Raw genomic sequence first — 25,559 nt, 5'->3', positions numbered from 1 at the left:
CGGCCGTCGCAACGGCGCGTTCCGGAATATGCCGTCGGGGACTCCCGCGTCTCTGGCCTGCAGGTCTCTCTCCTTGGCGGCCCGACGGCAGTACGGTGTCACCCATGCGCCCCGACACGCCTGCCGAGAACGTCGACCACACCGCCGAAGCGGCTCGCCTGGAGCGGACCGCCGGCCTGTATCCGGAGGACGCCGAGCACCTGCTCCTGCAGGCCGCGGCCCACCTCGAACTGTCCGGCGACCGCCCCGGCGCCACCACTCTCTACGACCGTCTGCTCACCTCGGACTCCCCCCTGGAGAAGCCGTATCTGGTACGCGCCCTCAAGGCGTCGAACCTGTGGGAGTACGACCACGAGGCCGAGGCCCGCGCGATCATCGACGGAGTCAGGGCCGCGGCCCCCCGCGACGCGGCCCCCTGGGTGATCGTGGCCGAGGCCCTGGAGTCGCACGACGAACTGGAAGCGGCGCAGGACACGTTCACCGAAGGTGCGGTCCTGCTCCTGACGGACGTACCGGAGCCCCCGTACTCCACGCTCCCCCTCCTGTTCGGCCGCCACCGCGTGCGCCGCATGCTGGGCGCGGCCCACGACGAGTGGGACGCCCTGGCCGACACCCTCCACTCGTCCGCGATCTCCCTGGACGAACTCCACGACCCGAAGCGGGTCTGGTCCCTGGGCTCGGACAACCCGGCGGAACTCCAGGCCGAGATCACCCGCCTCCAGGCGGAACTGAGCACCTACCGCGAGGCCCTGTCCCGCCCGTTCCCGGTGGCGGTCCTCCACTGGTCGGCCCCCGAACTCGCGGAACTGACCGCCGCGTACCCGGACCTCACCACCGAGTACCCCTCCCACGAGGAGCACCTCGCGACGATAGAGGCGTCCCTGCGCGAACTGGCCGTCTCCGGCACCCCGAACCTCGGCATCGTCACCGCCACGGTCCCCTCCTACGAGGCCTTCGCAGCCTCGGAGGCCACGTCCCCGTCGGACACGATCCTGCTCCCCCAGTACGCGACGACCCTGGCGGCCCGCGGACTGGCGGTGGCTTGGCCGCCGCAGCGGGGGGCGGGGTGCTGGTGCGGGTCGGGGGCGGCTTATGGGGAGTGTCACGGGATCCTGGAAGCCTGAGACCGGCGGCGTCACGCCGTCGGAATCCGCCCCCTGGAACCGGTCCCAGGGGGCGTCGCGCAAACATATTTCGATCCCACTATTCCTTCACAACTCGCGCACGCTAACGTCACACGTGTCAGCCGAACTGGTCTGCCCGCACGCATCCCGGGCATGTCCCTGTGCGCGAGGAACACGTATGCCGCCCTACCAGCCTTCTTCGGAGTGGCAGTTCGACGTACCGACCAGCGGAAGCAAGCGGCTCCCTCCGACAGCCAGGTCGTTCGAATCGCTCGCGCACCAGGGGTACGGCTTCGAGGCGGCCATCGCCGACCTGATCGACAACTCGATCGACGCCGGAGCCCACAACGTCGTCGTGAGCTTCCTGCGGGACACCGGTGAGCGCGGCGGACGCGACCGCCTCGTCGGTCTGCTCGTCATCGACGACGGCCAGGGCATGGACGAGGCGGGCCTGGACACGGCGATGACTGTGGGAGGGCGCGAGAAGTACGCCGCCGGCGCCCTGGGGCACTTCGGCGCCGGCCTGAAGGCCGCCTCCCTCTCGCACGCCGACGCGCTCACCGTGATCAGCCGGACCAAGCGCAGCCCGTCGACCGGCCGCCGCTGGCTCACCGCCCGCGCACAGGCCGACTTCACCTGCGACATCGTCGACGCGACGTACTGCCAGGACCTGGTCGACCGCTATGACGGGATCATCGACTGGCACGGCACGATCGTGCGATGGGACCAGGTCCGCACGTTCGAGACCATCACCACCGGTCAGACCGACCGCTACCTCAATGACGCGATCGAGCGGCTCGAGACCCACCTCGGGCTCCACCTCCACCGCTTCCTCGCCCGCGACGGCTTCCACGTGGACATCGTCGTGGAGGACGTCCACACCCGGGAGGAACTGGACCACCGGAGCGTGGAGCACATAGACCCGTTCGGCTACCGGATCCCGGGTCGCCCGGGTTATCCCCGTACGTACATCGCCCCTGTGGAGGGCGTCGGCGATGTCGCGCTCACCGCGCACATATGGCCGCCCAAGTCCCCACTGGTCGCCTACCGGGGCATCGGCCCGCTCGCCGAGCGCCAAGGCTTCTACCTCTACCGCAACGACCGGCTCGTCCAGGCCGGCGGCTGGAACGACACCCGCAGCGCGGAGAGCCACCTCGCCCTCGCCCGGATCGCCGTGGACCTGCCTCCCGAGCCCAACGACGTGTTCTCCCTGACCGTCAAGAAGGACGGTGTCCAGGTCACCCCCGCGTTCGCCCGAGGTCTGGAGAAGGCCGTGGTCCCCACCGGTGACCACACCTTCGCCGAGTACGTCCGCGAGGCGGAGACGACCTATCGCGAGGCCGCCAAGCGGCGTACCGAGGTCAAGCGCACGGCCGTCATCCCGCCCGGCAAGGGCATCGACCCCAAGCTGAAGCGGACGCTGCGGGACGAACTGCCGCAACGGGAAGGCGATGACCCCATCACCTTCAGCTGGGCCAGGCTCGACGTGCCGCCCGGCACCGACCCGGCCGAACTGCTCTTCACGATCGACCACAAGGAGCGCCTGGTCGTCCTCAACAAGGACTACCGGCACGCCTTCAACGGCGGTCGACGCGGGGGATCGAACGATGCCCCGGTACTGAAGAGCCTTCTCTTCCTGATGCTCAACGAGATCTTCCAGAAGGAACGGGTCTGGGCCAACCAGACCGACAAGGTCGCTCTGTGGAACAGCGTGCTCGTCACCGCGGTGCGGGCCGAACTCGCCCGCGTCGAGGGCTAGTCCGTCCCACCGTCCCCAGCACCTGCCCGTACGCCAGAGAGGCCACCCGACCGCCGTGACCGCCGAGAACACGCCCGCTCCCGACAGCCTCACCGACCTCCACGGCGAGATCCTCGACGCGATGAGCCGGCGCGGCCCCAAGCACTTCGCCAAGCTCGCTTTCGCCCTCGCCGACGCCGACGAACCGGCGGACACGGACGGGACCGGCTTCCGCGACCGCGTCCTGGCCGCGGCACCGGGAGACGAACTGATCGCCCTGTGGCGCCGCAAACTCACCGCGTGGGACTTCGAGCAGTCCCCCACGTGGTCGACCACCGCGCCTCGCACCCCGGAGCGCCGCGCCGAGGTCCACGGCAGGCTCGCGTTCGACGCGGATCTCCGCAAAGCGCTCGACACGGCCGTCCCGGTCCACGTGGAACCGGGTCCTGTCACCATCAGCCGGGAGTTCCATGCCTGGTACACCCGGGAGCAGGCGGCGAACCGCTCCTTCTACTGGGCCTCGTACGAGCGTCTGTTGCGCCGCAAGGGCTGGAGCGACGCGGCGGTGTCCGGTCTGCACGAGGCCGCCCACGCGGTCGTCGAGCGGCTCGCCGACCCCACCCGTGACGACCCGTACGGCGCGCGCGGGCTGGTCGTCGGCTACGTACAGTCCGGCAAGACCGCCAACTTCACCGGAGTCACCGCCAAGGCCATCGACGCCGGCTACCGCCTGGTCATAGTCCTGGGCGGGACCCTGAACCTGCTGCGCGGCCAGACCCAGCGCCGTCTCGACATGGAACTGATCGGCCAGGAGAACATCCTGGGCGCCGCCGACCCGAACGACCCGGACGCCTTGGTGGGCATCGACTACCAGGACGACGAGGACTGGCCCGACAAGTTCGTCTCGTTCGGCGCCCGCCCCTCCCTGCTCGGCGCCTTCGACATCGAGCGTCTGACCTCGCGCGACCGCGACTACATGTCGCTGGAACGCGGCATCAGCGCCCTGGAGTTCGAGAAGCCGGACCGGACCCGCCCTCTGTACGACGCGGCGAACCTGCACGCGGCCCGCGCACGCGTCATGGTCGTGAAGAAGAACAAATCGGTTCTTGAGAAGCTGGTCAAGGACCTCAAGAAGATGGGTCCCATCCTCGGCGAGATACCGACCCTGATCATCGACGACGAGTCGGACCAGGCTTCGGTCAACACGACGGACCCGAAGAAGTGGGAGGACGGCAAGGTCACCCGCACCGCGATCAACGACCAGATCAGCAAGCTCCTCAAGCTCCTGCCGCGCGTCCAGTACGTCGGCTACACCGCAACTCCCTTCGCCAACGTGTTCATCGACCCGGGCGACGAGGAAGACCTCTTCCCGCGCGACTTCCTGATCTCCCTGCCCCGGCCCACCGACTACATGGGTGTCCAGGACTTCCACGACCTGGACACCTTCGACGAGGGTGAGGGCGAGGCCGAGAGGAAGCACGTCCGGGGCATCTACGACTCCACGGGCGACCGACTCCAGGAAGCCCTGGACGCCTTCGTGCTCACCGGCGCACTGAAGATCTACCGCGAGAAACACGGCGTTCCCTCCGATCCGTTCCGACACCACACGATGCTGGTGCACGAATCGGTCCGCATGGCCGAACACGCGGCGCTCGCCGAGCGCATCGAGACGATGTGGCACAACGCCGCGTACAAGGGTCAGGGCCACGCGCGCTTGGAAGCCCTCTTCGACAAGGACTTCCACACCTACGCGGACGACTCCCTGCCCACCCCGGCGACCTACGCTGACCTCAAGCCGCATGTCTCCCGGGCCTGCCAGCTGATCAGCCAGGGCGGCAGTCCCGTCATCGTCGTCAACGGCGAGAGCGAGCGCGACTACGCCCAGCCCGACCTGGACTTCGACCGCACCCCGAACGTCTGGAAGATCCTCGTCGGCGGCACCAAGCTGTCCCGTGGTTTCACGGTCGAGGGCCTGACGATCACGTACTACCGCCGCACGACACAGCAGGCCGACACCCTTATGCAGATGGGCCGTTGGTTCGGCTTCCGCCCCGGATACCGGGACCTGGTGCGGCTCTACATCGGCCGCGAGGAGACCCTCGGCCGCGGTCGCAACGCGAAGACCGTCGACCTGTACGAGGCCTTCGAGGCGATCTGCCGCGACGAGGAACTCTTCCGCGCGGAACTGGCCCGCTACGCCCCCTTGGTGGACGGCCGTCCCCAGGTCACCCCCGCCCAGATCCCGCCCCTGGTGAGCCAGCACCTGCCGTGGGTGAAGCCGTCGGCCCGGAACAAGATGTTCAACGCGGAGCTGGTGGAGGTGCGGTCGCCCGGTACCTGGGTCGAGCCCACCGCCCACCCGGAGACCCCGCAGGCCCTGGCGCACAACACCGAATGCTGGGAGCCGGTGCTCGCCGCGCTGGGCCAAGACCCTGTGCGTCTGTCGGTCGGAGACGGCCCCGCGTACGAAGCGCGCGTCGGAACGGTCTCTCACGAGACGCTGACGAAGGTCCTGTGCGACCTGCGATGGTCGATCCCTAGCCAGTTCTCGCCGCACCTGGAGTTCCTGCTGGAGGCGGGTCAGCACGAGACGGAGATCGACGACTGGCTCGTGATCACTCCGTTGCAGACCTCCGCCAAGCGCGTGGAGGCTCGCATCATGGGACACGGTCCGTTCACCCCGGCCCGGCGTACCCGCCGGCGGGGCTCTCTCTTCGGCGCGCTCAGTGAGCCCAAGCACCGCGGCGCCGCCCTGCGCGTCGCGGGCGCCGTCGAGACGGCCGGGAACACGGCGGTAGAGCAGTTCGTCCACCCGCGCCGAGGCGCACTGCTGCTCTACCCGGTGGTCGAGTCCGAGCCGCACCTCGCCGACGACGGGACGCTGGACCCCGGTGACGTCGTCATGGCCTTCTCCTTCGTCGCGCCGAGTTCGTCGGTGGAAACCGGCCTGCCCCTGGTCCGGTTCCGTGCGATCGACTCGAGCCGGCAGGATGCCGTCGTGATCGCCCGAAACGACCTTCACTCCTGAGGCGCGACACCATTGGAAGACATGAGGCCCTCCTCCCCCGGCGTCTCCGCACGCATGTCCCGTCAGGCCAGCAAGGACACGAACGCCGAGCTGGCCGTGCGACGCCTCCTGCATGCGGCCGGCCTGCGCTATCGCGTGGAGTACCCGGTGCCGGGCATGGCGCGGCGGCGCATCGACGTGGCGTTCACCAGGACCAAGGTGGCCGTTCTGATCGACGGGTGCTTCTGGCACGGGTGCCCGCAACACGCGACGCAACCGAAGGCGAACGCGGAGTGGTGGCGCCAGAAACTGGATCGGAACATGGCCCGCGACCTGGAGACGACGGAGCACCTGACCGCACAAGGGTGGACAGTGTTGCGGTTCTGGGAGCACGAGGGGCCCGAGGATGTCGCGGCCCAGGTGAAAGCAGCCGTGGAACGGCGTCCGGCAGGACGCTCCGACAAGGGGGAAGCGTGGGGAACCTGACCTTCGTCGATGTGTGCTCCGGAGCGGGCGGGCTCGCCCTCGGACTGGAGCAGGCGGGGTTCGAGCCGCGCCTGCTGCTGGACGAGGAGGAACTCGCCGTCACGACCCTGCGGACCAACCGGCCGTTGTGGAACGTGCTGCACACAGACCTGCTGGACTTCGATCCGGCCGAGCACCCCGTGAGTCACGACGTGGACCTCCTCGCCGCCGGCCTGCCACGGGTGAGGTCGAGCGCGACCGCCCATCGAGTGGACACGGGGTTGGAAGAACGGCTGTTGGAAGCAGCCGTGTATCTCGTTCACGCGATCAGGCCACGTGCGGTTCTCATCGAGAACGTCCCCGAACTCGTTCACTCGGACATCCATCAGCTCTTCCGGGATTTCGTCCATGCCGAACTGGACCACCTGGGATACGTCGCCCATTGGCTCGTCATGAACGCCGTCGATTTCGGTGTACCGCAGAACCGCAAGCACGGCGTTCTTGTGGCGGTCCGACACGAGTGGGCCGAGGCGTTCCGGCTGCCGGTACCCACCGTCCGAGAACCGATCACGGTCGGTACCGCGTTGGGGCCGTCCATGGCCGCACGTGGTTGGACGGACGCCGCCCGTTGGGCCGCCCAGGCCGACCGACCCGCTCCGACGCTGGTCGGTGGGTCGAAGAACCGGGGTGGTGCCGACCTGGGCCCCTCCAGGGCCAAGGAGAAGTGGGCCACGATGGGCGTGAACGCACACACCGTGGGTGATGAAATCCCCGGCCCGGACTTCGTCTGGGACCCGGAACTCGGCAGGGAGCACATGGTGAAGCTCACGGTCGAGCAGGCAGCGCTGGTGCAGGGCTTCCCTGCGACGTGGCAGATCAGCGGGCGGAAGACCGCCCGTTACCGCCAAGTCGGACACGCGACCCCGCCTCCTGTCGGGAAGGCTCTTGGGCTGGCCGTCGCCGAAGCGCTGAAACAGTGATTCGGCGATCTTCGCGGCCGGCTAGACTTCAGCCCCATGACCAGCACGGCGCCCCAGCAGTCCAGCCTCGACAGACCCTTTGTCCTGGATCTCTTCGCGGGACCCGGGGGGCTGGACGTCGCCGCGCACACGCTCGACATCCCGAGCTTCGGCATCGAGTGGGACAAGAGCGCATGCCTGACCCGGTACGCGGCGGGCCTGGACACCCTCCACGCCGATGTGAGCGCGGTTCGCCGGGACGCGTTCGAGTCACTGCCGCCCGAGATCAATGTGCTTGCGGGTGGACCTCCGTGCCAGACGTACTCGGTGGCCGGACACGGCGCAGGCCGCGAAGCCTTGGAGGAGGTCGAGAAGTACATCGACCGGCTGATGGCGGGCGACTCTGACGAGGAGATCGACAGAGACCTGAGGAAGTTCAGCAATGACCAGCGCACCGGCCTGATTCTCGAGCCGCTTCGATACGCGATTCAGGCGACCAGGAGTCCGAACCGCGCGAACCGCCCGTACGACGTCATCGTCCTGGAGCAGGTGCCCACGGTCGAGCCGGTCTGGGAGCAGTACGCGAAGGCTCTGAGAGACAAGGGTCTGCCCGACGGCACCAAGTACGAAGTCGCCTTCGGTGTTCTCGCCACCGAGACCTACGGGGTGCCCCAGACGCGATCACGTGCGGTGCTGATCGCTCGGCGTGTGGGACTCGGTGAGCCCGAGTTGCCTCCGCCGACCCACCACGCCTACGAGCCGAAGAAGTGGAACCAGAGGAACGCCCCGGCCGAGAGCGAGGTCCATCAGCCGACCCTGGACGACGACAGTCCCGCACCGGAGGCCGCGGAACATCCGGAGAAGACCAATACGGACCTGAAACCGTGGAGGTCGATGGGCGACGTGCTCCACGAACCGGTGGGCACGCGGACCAAGCGCTTTTTGGTGCGCTCGAACTACGGCAGCTCCGGGCACCCGGGACGACGCGGGGTCCGCACCGACGAGCAGCCGGCAGCCACCGTCACCGGCCGTATCTCCCGCTTCGTGGTCTTCGAACACCTCGATGAGCGCATCGTCCAGGAGGGCGCACGCTTCACCATGAACGAGGCAGGGATATTGCAGAGCTTCCCGCCGGACTACCCGTGGTCCGGTACGGCACAGGCCCAACAGGTGGGCAACGCCGTACCGCCCGCCTTCGGCATGCACCTGCTGGGCGCCGCTCTGGGCCTTCCTGTGCCCGACACCGAGGCCCTCCACAAGCCGTGGACGGCGGCAACGGAGGAGCAACGGGCCAAGCTACGGAGCCACGGCTGCGGGGACGCGGACACATGCACGGACAGGTGCCCACGCGCACAGGACCAGAAGCCGCCGCCCTCCTCACGCCCGCGCAAGAAGAAGGCGTCGGCAGACTAGTTCGAGCACGACCCGGGTCAATCCGTGCTCTTCCTACCCCGGACCGGCGCGGTCTCGAACAGCTCTGCAAAGTAGCTGGTGAGCGCTGCCACGGACTCCTCCGGGACGGAGTCCTCGTCCGGCCCCTTCGGGAGTTCGTACCGCTCGACCGGTGGCGCCGACTCCGCTTCCGCGATCCAGTCCCGCAGATGCACAGGGTCGCGGGGTTGGTCCTGCCCGAGGATGTCGTAGATCAGGGTCGCGCCAGCCGCGTTGATCGCGACGCTGAGACCGAAGATCTCTCGCCCGGTGGTGACTTGCCCCTGCTGCAGAAGGCGGACCAGTGCCTGGGCGGTGGGCCGGTGGTCGATCAGCTCCATCCGGAGAACCGTGTGAATGAGGTCCTGGTTCCCACAGGCGGCCTCGACCGGCTCGTAGTCCGACCCGTTCCGAAAGAGTTCGGCCGCCCACCACAGACGGGAGAAGCACTGACGGTCCGCGGGGCCACGGAAGCGTTCCGCCGCAATGCGCCTGTCCGGCCTCTTCGCCGTCGGCTCCGACAGGTGCCGCCAGGCGACGTAGTCAGGGGCCACCGCCAGGGCCAGGTGGTTCCACAGACGCTTGTCCGCCGCTTCCCGCCGTGTCAGGCGCAGCGTGGCATGGAGGCGTGGCGCAAGCCATGCGTCGGCTCGGGTGCGGTCCTCCCGGAACTCGAACATGGCGTCCTCCACCAGGCTTCGGATCGGCTCGACCCACCACCTGGCGTCCTCCTCGGGGAGCGGCTCGACGAGCTTGGCGAGATCGATGCCACCGTGAACCTGTTCGCCTTTGAGCAGTTCCTCGGTCAGGAACGGATCGACGGCCGAGGTGGCGAGCAGCCCCAGGCGCTCCGGTACGTGGTTCGGCTGGGTGATCACGTCTCACTCTCCCGGTTCATCTGTTCCAGACCGCGGATGACATAGGCGAGCGCCTTGGTGGCATCGGCACGACGGATCGCCGCGTAGTGGATACGCGTCTGAAGTTCCGCCCAGCCCGAGTCCCCGGTGCGTCGACGATGGACCTGTCGTAGGCCCTCCTCGACGTGCACACCGGGAATCACGTCCGGGAGCATCTCCCGCAGAACCTCGCCCTGCCAGTCGGTCGGGAAGACCGGACCGCCGCTGGGTTCCACCTCCAGTTCGCCGATCGCACCGTGGAACACCGCGGTCCAGACGTCGGTGGCCATCTGGGCGACCAGGAGGTCACGTACCTTGCTGTCCACTCCCGAGCCGTTGCTGTCCAACAGGCCTATGACACCCTCGACATCGGTGTTCACGAACACGGTGGGCACTCTGGCCGAGGCATCCACGATCCAAGGCGCGTCGGCGTAGGCCTGGAGCCACTCCCGAGAGCTTCTCTTGAACGATGTCGTCTGGACGTCCAGTTGGAGCCCACGGACCGGCTCGTCGGAAACGGTGTCGACGATCCAGCTCCGGTCGGTCTCGGCGATCGACCGGCCGCGCACTCCGTCCACGGTCCCGACGGCGTACGCGGCGAGGGATACGCGCCCCAAGTGGTCGTCACGGAGCACCTCAACGGAGCCCGACCAGTCCCGGCCGTCCGGCGCGTCGCGCGCGAACTCGGCAGACGTTCGGACATTCGTCTCGCCGTCCGTCAGCACGGCGAGGACACGCAGATCGGACCAGGCCGCGTCCGGCGCGTTCGCCCCGGGTGGCAGCGTCGCCGAGAGACCGATCGTGGCGCTCACCCAGTCGGTGTGACCGGCGATCCCGAGCGCGACGGCCTGCTGCTGAGTCGAGTACGCGCTGGTTTCCAGTCGGTCGCGGGTACCGTCGGAGAGCTTGAGAGAGACCGAGGACACCCTCAGTGCTACCGGTCTGTTGAGCCGCTTGTACGGGTAAATCTTCACGCGTCAGTCCCCCTTGCCGGCGCGGAGTTCGAGGACGAGACGGGTGAGCGTGGTCCTGACCGGGTGACTGGTGACATCGGTGGAACCTCGGAACTTCGCGCGGCGCGTTCCGGGCAGGAAACGCAGGGTCCCGTCCTCCACCTCGCAGCCGTCGACGGCCACGAGTTCCGCCCATTCCAGCTTCGGACGGCCTCCTGAACGCACGTCCAGCTGTGCGACCGGGACCATCGGGACGATCTCGTCGCCACGCGGGATGCTCACTTCGGCGGTGATCCGCCATTCCCCGTCGTCGCCGACTGCCGCGTCGAGTTTGTCCAGCACCGGAACGACCGGCCCGGCGGGCGCCTTGGCCTTGGGCCTCGTTCTCACGGTCAACGCCTTGCGTACGGCCTCACCGCCTTCGCGGTTGCCGCGCTTCGGCCGTGCGACAAGTTCCCTGACCGCGTTGTTGACCTCGGCGGTCAGCGCGCTGATCCGCCGGTAAGCGGACGGGGACCAGCGCAGAGTCAACTCCTCCGTCTGTCCCCAGCGGTCGTGCTCGGGAGGTTCCGCCGCACGCAGGAATTCCTCGGCCTCCTTCGCGAAGGGCGCGGCTTCCCCGGCCGCCTCACCCACCAACAGAACGGCCTGGAACGGATTGGTTCCTAGCGGCAACCTCTGAACGCCGGTCCTCTTGACGGTCATGCGGTTGCCGCGGAGCGAGTGCACCTTGTTCTTCCCCCCGTCGCCGTCCCTGTCCCCCTCTGCCTCGGTGACCAACAGGACCGCCTGGTGTGTACCGAGCGTCCCATGGGCGCCACCCGAGAGCGGCAGCTTCAACGGCACGCTTCGCGCCGCCACCTGCCCGGCCTCGGTGAGGCGATCAACCGTGGTGCCCTCGTAGTGGGCTCTGAGGGCGCGGGTCCGGGACGGCTGCTCGACAGACGGGTCCACCTGCCTCTCGGGCACGACTTCCTTGCCGTTCCGCAGGGCACGGACTGACACGTCCAGGAGAGGGAGCCTGTTGCCTCCTCCGGTCATCGCCGCCCAGAAGTCACGGCCGAGGGCCTCGACCAGACGGCCGTGCATCTTGCGGATGTCACGCGTGTCCTCGTCGCCCTCCTCGTCACCGATCGACTCGTCATCGGCGTCGGCTGTGTTCCCCTCCAGACTCGCGACGTCGTGCGCGCCGACGATGAGGAAGGACGTACCGGGTTCGTCGTTCTCCCTGGCCAGATGCAGGCGTGCCACGGTCTCCTCGTCCGCCCACCACGAACGGGCGATCCTGGCACCAGGTGAATCGGGGTCGGGGCGACCGAACCACGCGGGCCCTGCGTACGGCTCGCCGTCCACCTGACGCCAGGGCAGTTCCAGACGGCCGATGACCCGTCGCTCGGTACGGCCTTCGTGAGGCACGGACAGGGTGGAGTTGATGAGCACGAGTCCGAGCGCGCTGGTGGCCCACAGCGTCGCCTTGCCCAGACCGTACGAACCACCCGCGCCGGGGCCGGACTTGAGACTCTCCAGTTGACGTCTGACCACGGCGGCGAACTTGCCGTCCGCGTAGTCGTCGCCGATGAGCCCGGAGGCGTTGTAGTCATCGACACGCAGCAGGACAAGGCGGCGCTTCTCGTACATGTCGCGCACCCCGGCGTCCACGACCCGACCGACCTTCTGGTTACCGGCGACTTCCGAGACGGCGGAGTAGTGCGGAAACAGATCGTTCCAGAGGATCGCCTCACGGAAGGAGTCCAGGGCCTCACCGGTGAGTTCGTGCAGGGTGTAACGGACCCGGACCGGGCGCCCGTTCTCCGTGAGTCGCTCGTCCAGGCTGTTCTGGCAGGTCTCGCGGGCAAGTACCTGCACGTCGGCGTCGAAGGCGAAGGCCGCGGCATTGCCCAGGTCCCGACCGCCGTCGGAGTACCCGGGACGGTGGTACCAGGTGACGGGGAGGCCGGCCTGGGTGTCGGTGGTGCGGGTGTGCACCGTACCCACGTCCGTGCCGAGCGCCACGGCGATGTCCGTCATGACGGTCGGGCGAGGAGTCGACCTGCCGGTGATCCACGCGGACACGGCTGCCCGAGTCAGCTGGAGCTCGTCGGCCAGTTCGGCCTGCGTCTTCCCCGCGAGCTTGAGCTGTCGGGCCAGCCAGGGCCCGAACTCCTCACCTGTCTCCACGCGTTACCCGCTCTTCCTCGGAGTCGATGTAGATCGTGTGCTGTGGACCACGAGGTTAATTTGACACGCACGGGAGCGTCAACCAGCAGTTGATCGACCTCACCACGGAGATCCGTTCAACTCGGTGCCCAAGTTGTCCCGAATTTCCAAGTCTCGCCCCATATTTGCCATTTCCATAAATGGAGCCATCAACTCCCTTCAAGGGAATGGGAGTTGGGGTTGCGTGGGGCTTGCGCCTTCGAGTGACCCTGGGTACGGTTGTTGCCGATGGGGATCCCATCTCGCTCACGAATCCCGAAACGGGGAAGGCTGGGCGACCCAGGGAGAAGTGCACCCGAATTCAGCCCCGCAACAGGAGACCGAGGCACACACCAAGTCGCCGCTCCACCACCGCAGAAGCATTTCGACGAAAGGTCTGGCGACACCGGGCCGACACCCGCTAGTGTTATCGGCCGAACGAGAATCCCAAATGAGGGATTCACGCTGTCTGTGTCATCCATTTTCGCGGGGGAATGCGTTCCTAATTTACCCCTGTGCAACCTGAACAGGGGAGTTCATTCATGATTGAGCAGGGACACAACGACTTATTGTTTTCATCTCGGGAAATGAGTTCATTCGGGCTGGCAATCAGCACGTCCAAGAGCGAGACCGAGGTGACGAAGGTTCTCCAGGACTACAACCTGTCCGAGAAGGACTTTCCCGACGGCGCGATTCCCGGTCTGCCGCCGGACGCATCGTGAGCCAGCACGTGAGGTAGCAAAAGAGCAGCTCACAGCCCCACACCGCCCCCCTCGGCAGCCCCCCAACACTTCGCGCTCCCGAAGGCACTGCAACGCCGGTACACAGGCACCACGACGGGCGCACGCCGACTTCGACGAAGCCGGCGTGCGCCGGCCCCATCGCTGACATTTCACTCGGACTTTCACAACTCAGGAGTGCAGAGCAGTGCCTTCTTCGTCCCCTTCCGTAGTCCAAACGGTTCTCGAACAGTCTTCGCGCGTCCTGCATACTTACGCAGTGGACCCTGGCCTCGTGGCCGAGCACGCCAATGGTGAACGCCGGATCACCCAGGGTGGGTATGGTGATCGCCAGCTCTTCGAACTCGTCCAGAACGCGGCGGACGAAATGGCCGGAGAGCCGGGCGGGCGAGTTTGCATAATCCTCACGGATACCCATCTGTACTGCGCGAACGAGGGCGATCCGGTCACTTCGGAGGGTGCTGAGACAATTCTTCGAATGAGCATGTCGAAAAAGCGAGGAGGGCAGATCGGACGTTTCGGAGTAGGCGTCAAATCCGTCCTCGTGGTGACCGACGCACCTGAATTCTTCAGCAGCACGGGAAGTTTCGGATTCGACCGTGCCTGGTCGTACGAGCAGATCAAAGCCGTACCTGGCGTGACAGCGCGCTACGGCCCGGACTTCGACGCTCCCGTGCTGCGCATGGCTCGACCTCTCGACGTACGGGCCGAGCGCACTGCCGATGCCGTCCTGAACGAGCTGCTGGACTGGGCCACCACCGTTGTTCGACTCCCGTTGCTCCCCAGGGCCGACGACCGGCTGGGAAAGGACATGCACGGTGGCCGCGCCAAGGACCACGGCGAGCCTCGCGAGGAATTCCCGATGGGCTTCCAGCTCTTCTCCCCGCACGTCGCCAAGGTCGTGCTGGAGGACCGCCGGCCCCGGCCCATGGCCCGACGCACGCTGACCGCCAGGCAGACCGGCGACCTGCACACAGTCATTGAGGAGCGGACCGGAAAGGCCGTCGCCACCGATCGGTGGCGCGTGTTCAGCACCACCCACGAGCCCGGTCCGAGTGCTCGGGCGGATGCCGGAGAGCTGCACGACCGGCTTCTGCTCGACCTCGCCTGGGGTGTCCCCGCCTTGGCGAAGGATCCAGAGAGCGGTCTGTACGTCAGCCCGCGGTCGCGCGGACGCGGAACATTCTGGTCCTTCTTCCCGACCAAGTACGAAATGTCGCTGAGCGGCATTCTCAACGGAGCCTGGAAGACCAACGAGGACAGGCAGAACCTGCTGGACTCCTCCCCCTTCAACCAAGAGATGATCAAGGTCTCGGCGAAGCTCGTCGTCGACTCCCTCCCCGCCCTGGCACCGGCCGAGGACCCGGCCGCCTACCTCCCCCTGCTGCCCGGCCGCGTCAAGGAGGCGATCAGCTGGGCCGACGAGTTCCTGACCCGAGAGGTCTGGGCCCGCACCGCGGACCGCCCCTCCCTGCCCGACCAGGACGGCGTGCTGCGCGTACCCACGGAACTGCGGATCCACCCGCGGTTCGACAGGGACCTGAGGAAACTGTCCGGCTGGCTGCGGATGTGGAACGAGTGCCCCGGGCGCCCATCGAACTGGCTGCACCCGAGCGTGGAGGCGGACGCCCTCCGTTCCGGAAAGGTCGAGCACATCATCGGTGCGGCCGGACACGAACGGACCGGTGTCCGTGAGTGGCTGGAGGCCTTGGTCGAGAGCGGCACCCCCGAAGCATCGGCAGTGGCCGTCCGCATCCTCGCGGACATGATCGAGACCCACTCCCCCTTCGCCGAGGAGGCTCGCAAGGCCCACATCGTGCTCACCGAGGAGCACGGTCTCGTCGCCCCTGTACACGGCAGGGTGTTCCGCCGCGCCGACCATGGCGGGCTGCGCGAGGCACTGGTGTACGTGGTCGACAAACTGGCCGAGGATCCGTCGCTGGCCCATGCGCTCAACGTCCTCGGCATTCGTGAGGCCGATGTCGAGGGCCGGTTCTTCAGCGTCCTGGACCAGGGCTTCGATCACTACAGCGACTCGGACTGGGAGCGGTTCTGGGAGCTGTTCCGTCTGGCGGGGGTACGGCGCCTGACCCACAAAGTCCTGGAGCGGGTGCCCACTGCGCGCTCGACACTCCGCGTGCGGACCGCCGACGGCCGCTTCAGGCCGGTCGAGAACTGCATGTTGCCCGGTGCTGTCGTCGACGCGACGCGTGATCCGAGCATCGCCGTCGACATGGCGTTCCACTCCGACGACACCCCGTTCTTCCCCCAGGTCGGCCTGCGGGAGCGGCCTTCCGGTGGAGTGCAGCCCCGAGCGGACGAGGCATGGTTCGAGGAGTACCGCGCGGCTGTCCACGCCGCCCACCTGCGCAGCCTGGACAGCCGCGCTCCGCGCCCCACACTGAATCGGATGAAGGTCGAGGGCGCCGCGATCGGTGGCCCGCTCCACCTCTTCCGTGCCCTCTCCGAGGAATCGCGCGCCGCCTTCCTGAAGGTCCTGCCCGACGACGCTGTGGTGGACAACTGGACGCGGCAGATCGGTGCGCAGACCAGCACCCGCCAGCCGGTGATCTCGCCGATCCGGTGGATGCTCAGGAAGTTCGGCACGGTCGCCACCTCCCAGGGGATCAAGCCGCTGACGGAGGCCGTCGGCCCCCAGCTGACCGGCTACCGCGACGTGCTGCCGGTGGCGGACATCTCCCCCGACAAGGCGCGCCGGCTGCGACTCCCGACCACCGTCGACGAGGTTCCCGCCGACCGTTGGGACGCGCTCCTCGACGAGGTCACCCGCAGCGAGGACGACTCCTTCGTCGGCGCCACCTACGTGATGCTGACCCGGTTCGGCGCGGACTTCCCCGAGGACGCTTTGACCCGATGCCGGATCGGCGAGGTCTGGGGCACCCGTCCCGACGACGAGATCACGATCGCCGTCGGAGCGGCTCAGTACCGGGCTCTTCGCGCGGAGCAGCTCCCCGCCCTCCTCGTACCGACCGCCGAGGATGCCGAGCTGATGATCGAGAAGTGGGGGATGCTCCGCTACGCCGACGTGATCAGCCGAGAGACCCGTGAAGTACCGGAGGGTGACCCCGTGCCTCTGGTCGAGCTGTTCCCCGCGCTGCGGCAGCGCCTGAACAGCGGCCACAGGAGCAGCACGGTACAACGGTGCGGCGAGTTGGAGGAGGTCACCCGTACGCCGAACGGCACACACGCCTCCCCCTTGGACGCCGTGCGCCAAGGCGGCACCGTCAAGGTCCGCGTGCCTCTGGAACCCGAAGCGATGCTGCGTCTCATCGACCGCGAACTCGGCCTCGGCCTCGGCGCCGCCGGTTGCCGCGCGGTGCTGGAGCACCAGGACCGGATGGCTCGCGACAACGAGCTGAAGGAGACGCAGAAGGCGGTGCGCGACGCCGCCGACGTGGTGTCCAAGATCGAGCTGCTGATCGGCGCCGACGCGCTCAGGGCCGGCCTCCCGGAGGGACTGATGGAGGCCGAGATGCAGGAGATCGGAGGCGCGGAGCCGTCCGGGCGCAGGATCGCGCAGATGGCGTTCAACGCGCACGGTGACGGAGTGCTCCAGCAGCACGCCCGGGACATTCAGGCGCGTTTTCCCAACGCTCCCGTGGCGTACGGGGGTTCGTCGGGGGCCATTGCGTTCGTCTCGGAGCTGAGACTGCCTGTCGCCTTCGCCGGTTCGAGGACTCCGTCCCCGCCTCCGTTCGAGACCGTGGAGGGCCCTCGGGACTTCCCCAGCCTCCACGACTATCAGGAGGACCTGGTTCGGAACATCTCCACCATGCTCGACCGGCTGGCCCCGCAGCGGGGCATGCTCTCCCTGCCGACCGGTGCCGGCAAGACCCGGGTCACCGCCGAGGCCGTGATCCGTTGGGTGAAGCGGGTCGGCGATCTCAAGGGCCCGCTGCTGTGGATCGCGCAGACCGAGGAGCTGTGCGAACAGGCGGTGCAGAGCTGGAAATTCGTCTGGAGCAAGGTGGGTGCCGAGCGCCCGCTCACCATCAGCCGGCTGTGGAGCACCAACGAGGTCGGGAACGTCGTCGATCACCCGCACTTGGTGGTCGCCACCGACGCCAAGCTGGAACGGTGCCTGGGCAGCGACCAGTACGTCTGGCTGCGCGAGGCGGCGCTGGTGGTCGTGGACGAGGCACACACCGCCATCTCCAAGCGGTACACCGAGATCCTGGGCCGGTTGGGGCTCACCCAGTACGAGACCGGCCGGCATCTGCTCGGCCTGACCGCCACGCCGTTCCGGAACACCAACGAGGAGGAGACCCGCCGCCTGGTCAGCCGCTTCGGCAACCGGCGCCTCGACCAAGGAGTCTTCCCGTCGGGCGACCCGTACCGTGACCTGCAGAACTGGGGCATGCTCGCCCAGGTCGAGCACCGCACCCTCGAAGGCGGCCGTATCGAACTCACCCGGGACGAGAAGACACACGCCGATCGCATGGCCGTACTCTCCCGTTCCGCCGAACAGCGACTCGCCGATGACCATGCCCGCAGTCGGCGCATCGTCGACTCGGTGGCCGAACTGCCGGACGACTGGCCGACATTGCTCTTCGCCACCTCTGTCGATCACGCCAAATACCTGGCGGCCATGCTCAACGACCGGGGCGTCCCGTCCGCCGCCGTGGACTCGACGACCAGCGCGCAGGACCGTCGGACGCGCATCGAGAACTTCCGCAGCGGACGCATCCGGGTCCTCGCCAACTACGGTGTGCTGACCCAGGGGTTCGACGCCCCGGCCACGCGCGCCGTGGTCGTGGCCCGGCCGGTCTACAGCACCAACGTGTACCAGCAGATGATCGGTCGGGGACTGCGCGGACCGCGCAACGGCGGCAAGGACAGCTGCCTGATCCTCAACATCAGCGACAACATCACCAACTTCGACACCGACCTCGCCTTCACCGAGTTCGAGCACCTGTGGAGCAGAAAGTGACCGACGCCTACCTCGACAGCCCGCCGCTCACCGACGAACAGCGGGCCGTGGTCGAGCAGCCCTGGGACGCACGTGTCCTGGTCACCGCAGGGGCCGGGGCGGGAAAGACGCACACTCTGGTGCGCCGGCTCGACGCGTTGTGCGGTAGTGAGGACCCGGACCAGTCGCTGGAGGCCGCAGAGATCCTGGTGCTCACCTTCTCCCGGGCCGCTGCCCGGGAACTGCGCGAACGGATCTCCCGACACGGGGAACGGGCGCATCGGGTGCGGGCCCGGACCTTCGACTCATGGGCCTACGAAGTGCTCCTCCAGGCGCATCCGGACGGCGAGTGGGGATCGGTCGGGTTCGAGGAGCGGATAGCCGCCGCTACCGGTGCGATCGAGAACGGCGCTCTGGAGACAGGCGACGCCGTACCTCCCGCACATGTCGTGATCGACGAGGTCCAGGACCTGCTGGGCGGGCGTCGCGAACTGGTGGAGACTCTCCTCGACCGGTACCAGGACACTTGCGGCTTCACCGTCGTCGGGGACGCCGCCCAGTCGGTGTACGGCTTCCAGATAGCGGACCTGGACGAACGTGCCGACGAGACCGGCCGGTTCTTCGACTGGCTCCGCTGCTCCTATCCCGACGATCTGGTGGAACTGCGTCTCACCCGGAACTTCCGGGCCGTCACCGCCGAGGCCCGGGTCGCGCTCGGGCACGGCCCCCGCCTGCAAGTGGTCAACGGCCCGGACGAGGGGGGCACGCTCTACGACGAGCTGCGCGACCTTCTTCTGGATCCGGCGAACGGCATGGGCGACCTCGGCGACGAGTTCACCCTGAACGGCCTGCGGGACCTCTCCGACACGTGCGCCGTCCTCACCCGTGACAACCGGCAGGCCCTGACGGTCTCGGGCCTGCTGCACGCTCACGGCATCGAGCACAGGTTGCGGCGCCCGCTCGAAGAGCGTCCGGTGCCGTATTGGGTCGCCGAGCTGCTGCGCCGCACGGAGGCGACCGGTCTCACCGAGGACCGGTTCAGTGCCCTCCTCGCGGAGATCCCGCTCGATTGGGAACCGAACGCCGCAGCCCTGTGGACGGTGCTGCGTCGCGTCGCGCGCGGTGTCGGGCGCGGAGTGCTCGACCTGGATCGCCTGCGTCGCGCGGTCGCCGACGGTCGGTTCCCCGACGAGGCCGCCGACCCGGAGACCGCCCGGATCGTCGTCTCCACCGTGCACCGGGCCAAAGGCCTCGAGTTCGATCGGGTGATCGTCCTGGCCCCGCCGACCCTCGCGGAACTCCACAAGCGTCACAAGGACGATCTCGACCTTCCGGCCGAGGCCCGGGCGCTCTACGTGGCGATGACACGCGCCCGCCACGATCTGTACCACGCGCCCTCTCCCGAACTGCCCCACTTCAGAAATACAGGGCACCGCCACGGAGGCCGTCGCTTTGTCGGGTCATGGCGGTCGTACGACAGGTTCGGACTCGTCGCCGAAGCGGGTGACATGTGCCGGGACGACCCGCCGGGCCACGAGACGGACGCCGTGGCCACCCAGACGTACCTGCTGGAACAGGTCCGCCCCGGCCACGAAGTGGTGCTGCGCAGGCGCCACGACGTGCCGATGGGCGAGACCCAGAGCCCGCCGTACGTCCTGCTGTACGAAGGACGCGAGATCGGTGAGGCCTCACGACGGTTCCGGGAGGAGCTGTTCCAGGTGCAGAAGGTGAACCGGACCTGGGATCCCTGGTGGCCCGACGAGATCCACGACCTGTGGATCGACACCCTGGAGACCGTGACGGGCAGCACCGCCGCCGGCGCCAACGCCGGACTCGGCGAGCGAGGTGTGTGGATCCTCCCTCGCATCACCGGCATCGGCCGGTACCGGAGAGCCGACGGCAACAAGGAGCAGAGCACGTGACGCAGACATCAAGTCGGCACTCCGAGCACTATCGGGTCCGGGACGAGGAACTCCTGACGGGACTCCGCCGTGAGCTCCTCGGCCCCGCCGAGGACGCCGAGCCGGACGACCGGGACGAGGTACTTGCCCAGGACGCGCCCATCGACCGCTACCTGACCGGGGTGTTGTACCCGGGAACGGCGGACAGGGCAGCGGCGGAGACCCGGCAGGAGGAGGCCGCCGAGCAGGACGGCCTGGACACCGCACCGGTGCTAACTCGCGACGACATCGAGGAGTCCGGCACGGAGCGGGACCCGGGCAGGTCCAGGGACCGTCGGCCCTCCTCGATGGGTCTGACCTTCGCGGTCCACCCGGGCATAAACGAGGCGATCGTAGTCTCGGCGCGCGCCGCCGTGTACCGCCCCACCGACGCGGACGGCAAGCCTGTCGAGCCACGCCGGGCCGAAGCCCGCACCATGTCCGACCAGCAGGAGCATTGGCATCGGGAGGAACTGGACCTCCCGGATCGCACGATCGACGTCACCGTGCCCGGCAGCGGCGTACAGGCGAGACTGCACGCTGAGAAGAAGGTCGACCTGCATGTGATCGTCCGTCACCCCGACCCGGTGACCGGAACGGTCAGCGTCACGGTGACGCTCATCAACGCGGAGAAGGTCGGCAAGTGGGACCTGAAGGACGCCTTCTCGCTCTTCCAGTGCGGTCTCAGGGTCCGAGGTGCCGACGGCTCCACCGTGTTCGTCGAACGTTCCGCCCCCACCGCCGCCCACGACCCGGAGATCGCCACGAGCCGACTGCTGCACCGGCATGCCCCGACCTTCGCCGTCGGTCACGGCTGCTCGGCGGAGTGGGACTGGACCCCGCCGCCGATCGGGGTGACCGACACGATCCCGCCTGCCGTCCCCGAGGTGCGCAGCCAGTTCGTGCCGTCAGTGGATGTACTGCTCACTGACTCCAACCCGGAGATCGACGACTCGGCGCTGTCCATGCTGGGCCTGGCGGAGAGGCCCGATGCCGAGGTCCTGGCCGCTCTGGACAACCTCGCCTCGGGGTACGAGCAGTGGATCGACCGCAAGGCGAGCGAGGCGGAGGCGCTGACCGGCAGCCATGACGAGGAGCCCGCGCGGGAGCAGGTGAGGGCCTGCCGCGAGGCGCTGGGGCGCATCCGTGAGGGCATCGGACTGCTGCGGGCCGAGCCGGACCTGATGCGGGCGTTCCGCCTGGCCAACCGTGCCATGGCCGACCAGCGCGCCCGCAGTGAGTGGGTGAGGAAGGACCGGACCGGCGCTCTCGACCTGGAGAAGGGGCGCTGGCGCCCGTTCCAGATCGCGTTCGTGCTGCTCTGCCTGGCGGGCGTCGACGACCCCCGCCACGACGACCGGAAGATCTCCGACCTGCTGTGGTTCCCCACCGGTGGTGGCAAGACGGAGGCCTACCTCGGTCTGATCGCGTTCACGGCGTTCCTGCGGCGCATCCGTAAGGGCACGGCTGGCGGCGGGGTCACCGTCATCATGCGGTACACGCTGCGGCTGCTCACCCTCCAGCAGTTCGAGCGCGCGGCGATCCTGTTCTGCGCCATGGAACAGTTGCGGCTCCGCACCCCCGAGCTGGGCGACGAGGAGTTCTCCGTCGGCATGTGGGTGGGGCGTTCGGCCACCCCCAACACTCTGGCCAAGGCCGACGAAAGACTCGACGAGCTGCGCAGGAACCTCGGCAAGAGCCTCGCCAAGGAGAACCCCGTCCAGCTGCACGCCTGCCCCTGGTGCGGCACCCGCCTCGACGCGCGCGCCTACGACGCCGACGAGGAGGCCAAGCGGATGTTTGTCCGCTGCCCCGGCATAGGATGCGACTTCACCGACGGCCTGCCCGTCCACCTGGTCGACGAGGCGGTGTACGACGCCAGGCCGACATTGGTGATCGCCACCGTCGACAAGTTCGCGTCGATGCCGTGGCGCCCGGCCACCTCGGCACTGTTCAACCTGAACGACCCGCACGACCCAACCCCGCCGCCAGAGTTGATCGTCCAGGACGAACTCCACCTGATCTCAGGCCCGTTGGGCACCCTGACCGGCCTCTACGAGACGGCGGTGGACGCACTCGCCGAACACCCCAAAGTGATCGCCTCGACAGCGACGATCCGCCGCGCCGCCGAGCAGGGCAAGCACCTCTTCGCCCGCGACGTACGCCAGTTCCCGCCTGCCGGCCTGGACGCCCGTGATTCGTGGTTCGCAGTGGAGACCCCGCGCGAGGAAAAGGCGAGCCGCCGCTACGTCGGTCTCCTCGCCCCCGGCACCAGTCAGTCCACGCTGCTGATCCGCACGTACGCCACCCTGCTGCACCGGGCGATGCACGCGGACACCGAGGACGACGGGGTGAAGGACACCTACTGGAGTCTCGTCGGCTATTTCAACAGTCTGCGGCTGCTCTCGGCCGCCGAGCTCCAGGTGCACGACGACGTGGTGGCCTATCTGGAGCTGCTCGCCGAGCGCGAGGGGAAGGAGGTGCGCCGGATCGCCAACTACTCGGAGCTGACGAGTCGTGTCGACGCCAGCGAGATCCCTGCCCGCCTCAAGGGCATCGAGAAGCGGTATCCCGACGAGGACACGGTGGACGTCCTGCTCGCCACCAACATGATCGCGGTCGGTGTGGACGTCGATCGGCTCGGCCTCATGGCGGTGATGGGGCAGCCGCAGACCACGGCCGAGTACATCCAGGCCACCAGCCGCGTCGGCCGCGCGCACCCCGGACTGGTGGCGGTCATGCTCAACTCCGCCCGCTCCCGAGACCGTTCGCACTACGAGAGCTTCCAGCACTTCCACTCGGCGCTCTACCGGGAGGTCGAGTCCACGTCCGTCACCCCGTTCTCCGCGCGCGCCCGCGACCGGGGCCTGCACGCGGTGATCGTCGCCCTGACCCGCGTCCTCGTCCCCGCGGCACGCCCCAACGACGGCGCCGCCAAGGTCGAGTCGTACGAGGAGACGCTCCGGGGCAAGGTGAAGGGAATCCTCCTCGACCGCGTGAAGGAGGTCGACGAGAAGGAGGCCGCCGCCGTCTCCCGAGCCTTCGACGAATTCGTGGACTGGTGGTGCCAGGAGGCCGACATCCACAGCGGTCTGCTCTTCGAACCCCAGCGGGGCAACCGCTCCCCGTCGCTCCTGAAGGCGTACGACGACGAGTCCGAGGACCGCGAGGCGTGGCCCACGCTGTGGAGCCTGCGCGACGTCGACGCCGAGTCCGCCCTGTTCATGGAGGGAACCCGATGACCCCGCCCCCCGCCCGCCGCCGTCGCACGGGCCAGAGCGGCACGCCCGCCCACAACTTGCCCCGACGGGGCGCGGTACGTCGCGCCCAGGCCATCACCACCTACGGCGTCGGCTCGCTCATCGCCGTCGAACAGGAGTCCTTCGTCGTGTCGGGCCTGGACGACGCCGAGACGAGCTGGCGGACGGACGAGGCTCCCCGCATCCACGAACGGCGCCTGGCCCGTCTGCTCGGCGTCCGCTACTTCCGGCTCCCTCCCGCGTCCGACGACGACAGCAAGGACGGCATGCGGGTCCGGCGCTTCCCCTTGATGCACTCCTGCCCGGAATGCACCGAACTCCAGCGGCACCGCGACTTCAACCCGCCGGAGGGTCGCAGCGTCTGCGGCACCTGCGAGGTCGACCTGGTCCCCTCCCGTTTCGTCGTCGCCTGCGAGGCCGGCCATCTCGGCGAATTCCCGTACTGGCACTGGGTCCACCGCTCCTCCGGGGGAAGTACCGGTACCGCCGGGCAGTGCGGCGGGAAGCTCAAGCTGCGCTCGTCGGGGCGTACGGCCTCGCTCCGCTCGATCGTCGTCTCCTGCGACTGCGCCCCGAAACCCGAGGTCTCGATGGAGGGCTCCTTCCGCAAGAACGCGTTGAAGGACCTCGGGCTCACCTGTCGGGGCACCCGCCCCTGGCTGGGCACCTCCGCGCCCGCCCAGGAGTGCGGACTCCCGCTGCGCACCCTTCAGCGCGGTTCGTCCGCCGTCTGGCAGCCGGTGCTCAAGTCCGCGCTCTCCATCCCGCCGTGGAGCGACGGTCGCTCGGACCCGCTCGCCGAACACTGGGAGAAGCTTCGGAAGTACGACAACCGCGCGGCCGTCGAGGGCTATCTCGACGCGGTCTTCGACGAGAAGTGGCCCATTTCTCTCGACGAAGTGATGACACTGCTCGACGCGGAGCGGGAGGAAGACCCCGACGACGAGACGGCCTCCACCTTCGACCACCGCTACAGCGCCCTGCGCACCAAGGAGTACGAGCGCCTCCGCGCCGGCAACGAGGGGAGCGAGCACACCCGCGACGAGCAGTTCGTCTGCGAACCTCCGACTGGCGACACCACCCTGCTCGCCCCGCTCGGCGTCACCGGACCGATGCTGGTCAAGCGACTCCGTGAGGTACGCGCACTGAAGGCCTTCACTCGGCTCGCCGACCCGGACTCGTCCACCGAGTCGCAGGAGATGCCGCTCTCCGCGGGCGACCCCGAGCGCCCACTGCCGTGGCTCCCGGCCATGCAGGTCCACGGCGAGGGCGTCTTCCTCCGCCTGGACGAGAAACTACTCGGCACCTGGGAGAAGACGATCGCCGTGGCGGCCCGCGTGGAACGCATGCGCACGGCCCACCAGCGGGTGTTGGAGGAAAGGGCGGGCGACCACCGCCAAGCCGTCCTCTCCCCCGCCTCACCCCGCATGGTGCTGCTGCACACCCTGGCCCATGTGCTCATCGACGAGTGGAGCCTGGCGGCTGGTTATCCGGCCGCGGCGCTCCGTGAACGTCTGTACACGGCCGACGACATGGCTGGGATCCTGATCTACACGGCAACGAGTGATTCCGCGGGCAGTCTCGGCGGTCTCGTCGCCCAAGGCGAGCCGGCTCTCCTCGATCGCACGATCCGTTCGGCCGTCCGCCGTGCCGAGTGGTGTTCCTCCGACCCCCTCTGCATGGAGACCGAGGTGTCCGGCGCCGGCGGGACCAACCTCGCCGCCTGTCACGCCTGCGTGATGCTCCCCGAGACGAGCTGCGAGCACAACAACATCCTCCTCGACCGTGCCCTGCTCGTCGGTACCCCGGAGAATCCTGACCTGGGTTTCTTCGCGAACATATTGGCCCACTGACACTCGACCGGCGCAGAGCCACCGACGGTGTCTCTGCGCCGGGCGTTTCAGCAGGGGCAGCGCGTCA

General features: G+C 68.2%; 14 protein-coding genes. 11 read left to right on the top strand and 3 right to left on the bottom strand.

What is annotated here, in order from left to right:
* Positions 1–104 precede the first annotated feature (104 nt).
* The 6 genes from OHT01_RS24930 to OHT01_RS24905 all read left to right on the top strand — a co-directional run bounded on the left by OHT01_RS24930 (position 105) and on the right by OHT01_RS24905 (position 8,706).
* Complete coding sequence (locus OHT01_RS24930; RefSeq protein ID WP_328555339.1) at positions 105–1,124, top strand: SEC-C domain-containing protein; 1,020 nt, start codon at positions 105–107, stop codon at positions 1,122–1,124.
* A gap of 178 nt (positions 1,125–1,302) precedes the next feature.
* Positions 1,303–2,883 carry an ATP-binding protein gene (locus OHT01_RS24925; protein ID WP_328555338.1) on the top strand — a complete coding sequence of 527 codons (1,581 nt, stop codon included), beginning with the start codon at positions 1,303–1,305 and terminating at the stop codon, positions 2,881–2,883.
* 121 nt (positions 2,884–3,004) lie between these two features.
* Positions 3,005–5,890, top strand: coding sequence for a Z1 domain-containing protein (locus OHT01_RS24920; RefSeq protein WP_328558253.1), 2,886 nt, complete (start codon positions 3,005–3,007; stop codon positions 5,888–5,890).
* 54 nt (positions 5,891–5,944) lie between these two features.
* The gene (locus tag OHT01_RS24915; protein ID WP_328558252.1) at positions 5,945–6,355 is read left to right on the top strand and encodes a very short patch repair endonuclease; all 411 of its coding nucleotides are present in this window, start codon (positions 5,945–5,947) and stop codon (positions 6,353–6,355) included.
* On the top strand, positions 6,343–7,314 hold the full coding sequence (locus OHT01_RS24910) for a DNA cytosine methyltransferase (protein ID WP_328555337.1): 972 nt from the start codon (positions 6,343–6,345) through the stop codon (positions 7,312–7,314). Before OHT01_RS24915 ends, OHT01_RS24910 begins: the two co-directional genes overlap by 13 nt.
* Before the next feature lie 36 nt (positions 7,315–7,350).
* Positions 7,351–8,706 (top strand): DNA cytosine methyltransferase, encoded by a 1,356-nt coding sequence (locus tag OHT01_RS24905; RefSeq protein ID WP_328555336.1) that lies wholly within the window; start codon positions 7,351–7,353, stop codon positions 8,704–8,706.
* 17 nt (positions 8,707–8,723) lie between these two features.
* Here the strand turns inward: OHT01_RS24905 and OHT01_RS24900 are convergent, their stop codons facing one another.
* From OHT01_RS24900 to OHT01_RS24890, 3 genes are read right to left on the bottom strand one after another with little or no spacing between them, the layout of a single operon-like run.
* Positions 8,724–9,602 carry a DUF6339 family protein gene (locus tag OHT01_RS24900; RefSeq protein WP_328555335.1) on the bottom strand — a complete coding sequence of 293 codons (879 nt, stop codon included), beginning with the start codon at positions 9,600–9,602 and terminating at the stop codon, positions 8,724–8,726.
* The gene (locus OHT01_RS24895; protein WP_328555334.1) at positions 9,599–10,594 is read right to left on the bottom strand and encodes a hypothetical protein; all 996 of its coding nucleotides are present in this window, start codon (positions 10,592–10,594) and stop codon (positions 9,599–9,601) included. The genes OHT01_RS24900 and OHT01_RS24895 overlap by 4 nt, the downstream gene beginning before the upstream one ends.
* 3 nt (positions 10,595–10,597) lie before the next feature.
* Positions 10,598–12,751: a helix-turn-helix transcriptional regulator gene (locus tag OHT01_RS24890; protein ID WP_328555333.1), complete on the bottom strand. Its 2,154-nt coding sequence runs from the start codon at positions 12,749–12,751 to the stop codon at positions 10,598–10,600.
* A gap of 560 nt (positions 12,752–13,311) precedes the next feature.
* Here OHT01_RS24890 and OHT01_RS24885 point away from each other — a divergent pair.
* The 5 genes from OHT01_RS24885 (at position 13,312) to OHT01_RS24865 (ending at position 25,492) form a co-directional block, all read left to right on the top strand.
* Positions 13,312–13,491 carry a hypothetical protein gene (locus OHT01_RS24885; RefSeq protein ID WP_328555332.1) on the top strand — a complete coding sequence of 60 codons (180 nt, stop codon included), beginning with the start codon at positions 13,312–13,314 and terminating at the stop codon, positions 13,489–13,491.
* Between the two features lie 205 nt (positions 13,492–13,696).
* Positions 13,697–18,460, top strand: a complete 4,764-nt coding sequence (locus OHT01_RS24880) for a sacsin N-terminal ATP-binding-like domain-containing protein (RefSeq protein WP_443043433.1) — start codon at positions 13,697–13,699, stop codon at positions 18,458–18,460.
* A complete protein-coding gene (locus tag OHT01_RS24875) occupies positions 18,457–20,361 on the top strand; it encodes a UvrD-helicase domain-containing protein (protein WP_328555331.1) in 1,905 nt (634 codons plus the stop codon). Before OHT01_RS24880 ends, OHT01_RS24875 begins: the two co-directional genes overlap by 4 nt.
* Entirely contained in the window at positions 20,358–23,621 is a 3,264-nt protein-coding gene (locus tag OHT01_RS24870; RefSeq protein ID WP_328555330.1) for a helicase-related protein, read from the top strand. The genes OHT01_RS24875 and OHT01_RS24870 overlap by 4 nt, the downstream gene beginning before the upstream one ends.
* Complete coding sequence (locus OHT01_RS24865; protein ID WP_328555329.1) at positions 23,618–25,492, top strand: DUF1998 domain-containing protein; 1,875 nt, start codon at positions 23,618–23,620, stop codon at positions 25,490–25,492. The genes OHT01_RS24870 and OHT01_RS24865 overlap by 4 nt, the downstream gene beginning before the upstream one ends.
* The last annotated feature ends 67 nt before the right edge of the window (positions 25,493–25,559 follow it).

It is taken from the genome of Streptomyces sp. NBC_00358, from assembly GCF_036099295.1.
Classification (GTDB): domain Bacteria; phylum Actinomycetota; class Actinomycetes; order Streptomycetales; family Streptomycetaceae; genus Streptomyces.
This window is presented reverse-complemented; position numbering and strand designations above follow the sequence as displayed.

What these genes read in the sequence shown, in the direction of transcription:
- OHT01_RS24915 (WP_328558252.1), top strand. Translation starts at nt 5,945, where the DNA reads ATGTCCCGTCAGGCCAGCAAGGACACGAACGCCGAGCTGGCCGTGCGA.
- OHT01_RS24865 (WP_328555329.1), top strand. Translation starts at nt 23,618, where the DNA reads ATGACCCCGCCCCCCGCCCGCCGCCGTCGCACGGGCCAGAGCGGCACG.
- OHT01_RS24920 (WP_328558253.1), top strand. Translation starts at nt 3,005, where the DNA reads ATGAGCCGGCGCGGCCCCAAGCACTTCGCCAAGCTCGCTTTCGCCCTC.
- OHT01_RS24905 (WP_328555336.1), top strand. Translation starts at nt 7,351, where the DNA reads ATGACCAGCACGGCGCCCCAGCAGTCCAGCCTCGACAGACCCTTTGTC.
- OHT01_RS24930 (WP_328555339.1), top strand. Translation starts at nt 105, where the DNA reads ATGCGCCCCGACACGCCTGCCGAGAACGTCGACCACACCGCCGAAGCG.
- OHT01_RS24885 (WP_328555332.1), top strand. Translation starts at nt 13,312, where the DNA reads ATGATTGAGCAGGGACACAACGACTTATTGTTTTCATCTCGGGAAATG.
- OHT01_RS24925 (WP_328555338.1), top strand. Translation starts at nt 1,303, where the DNA reads ATGCCGCCCTACCAGCCTTCTTCGGAGTGGCAGTTCGACGTACCGACC.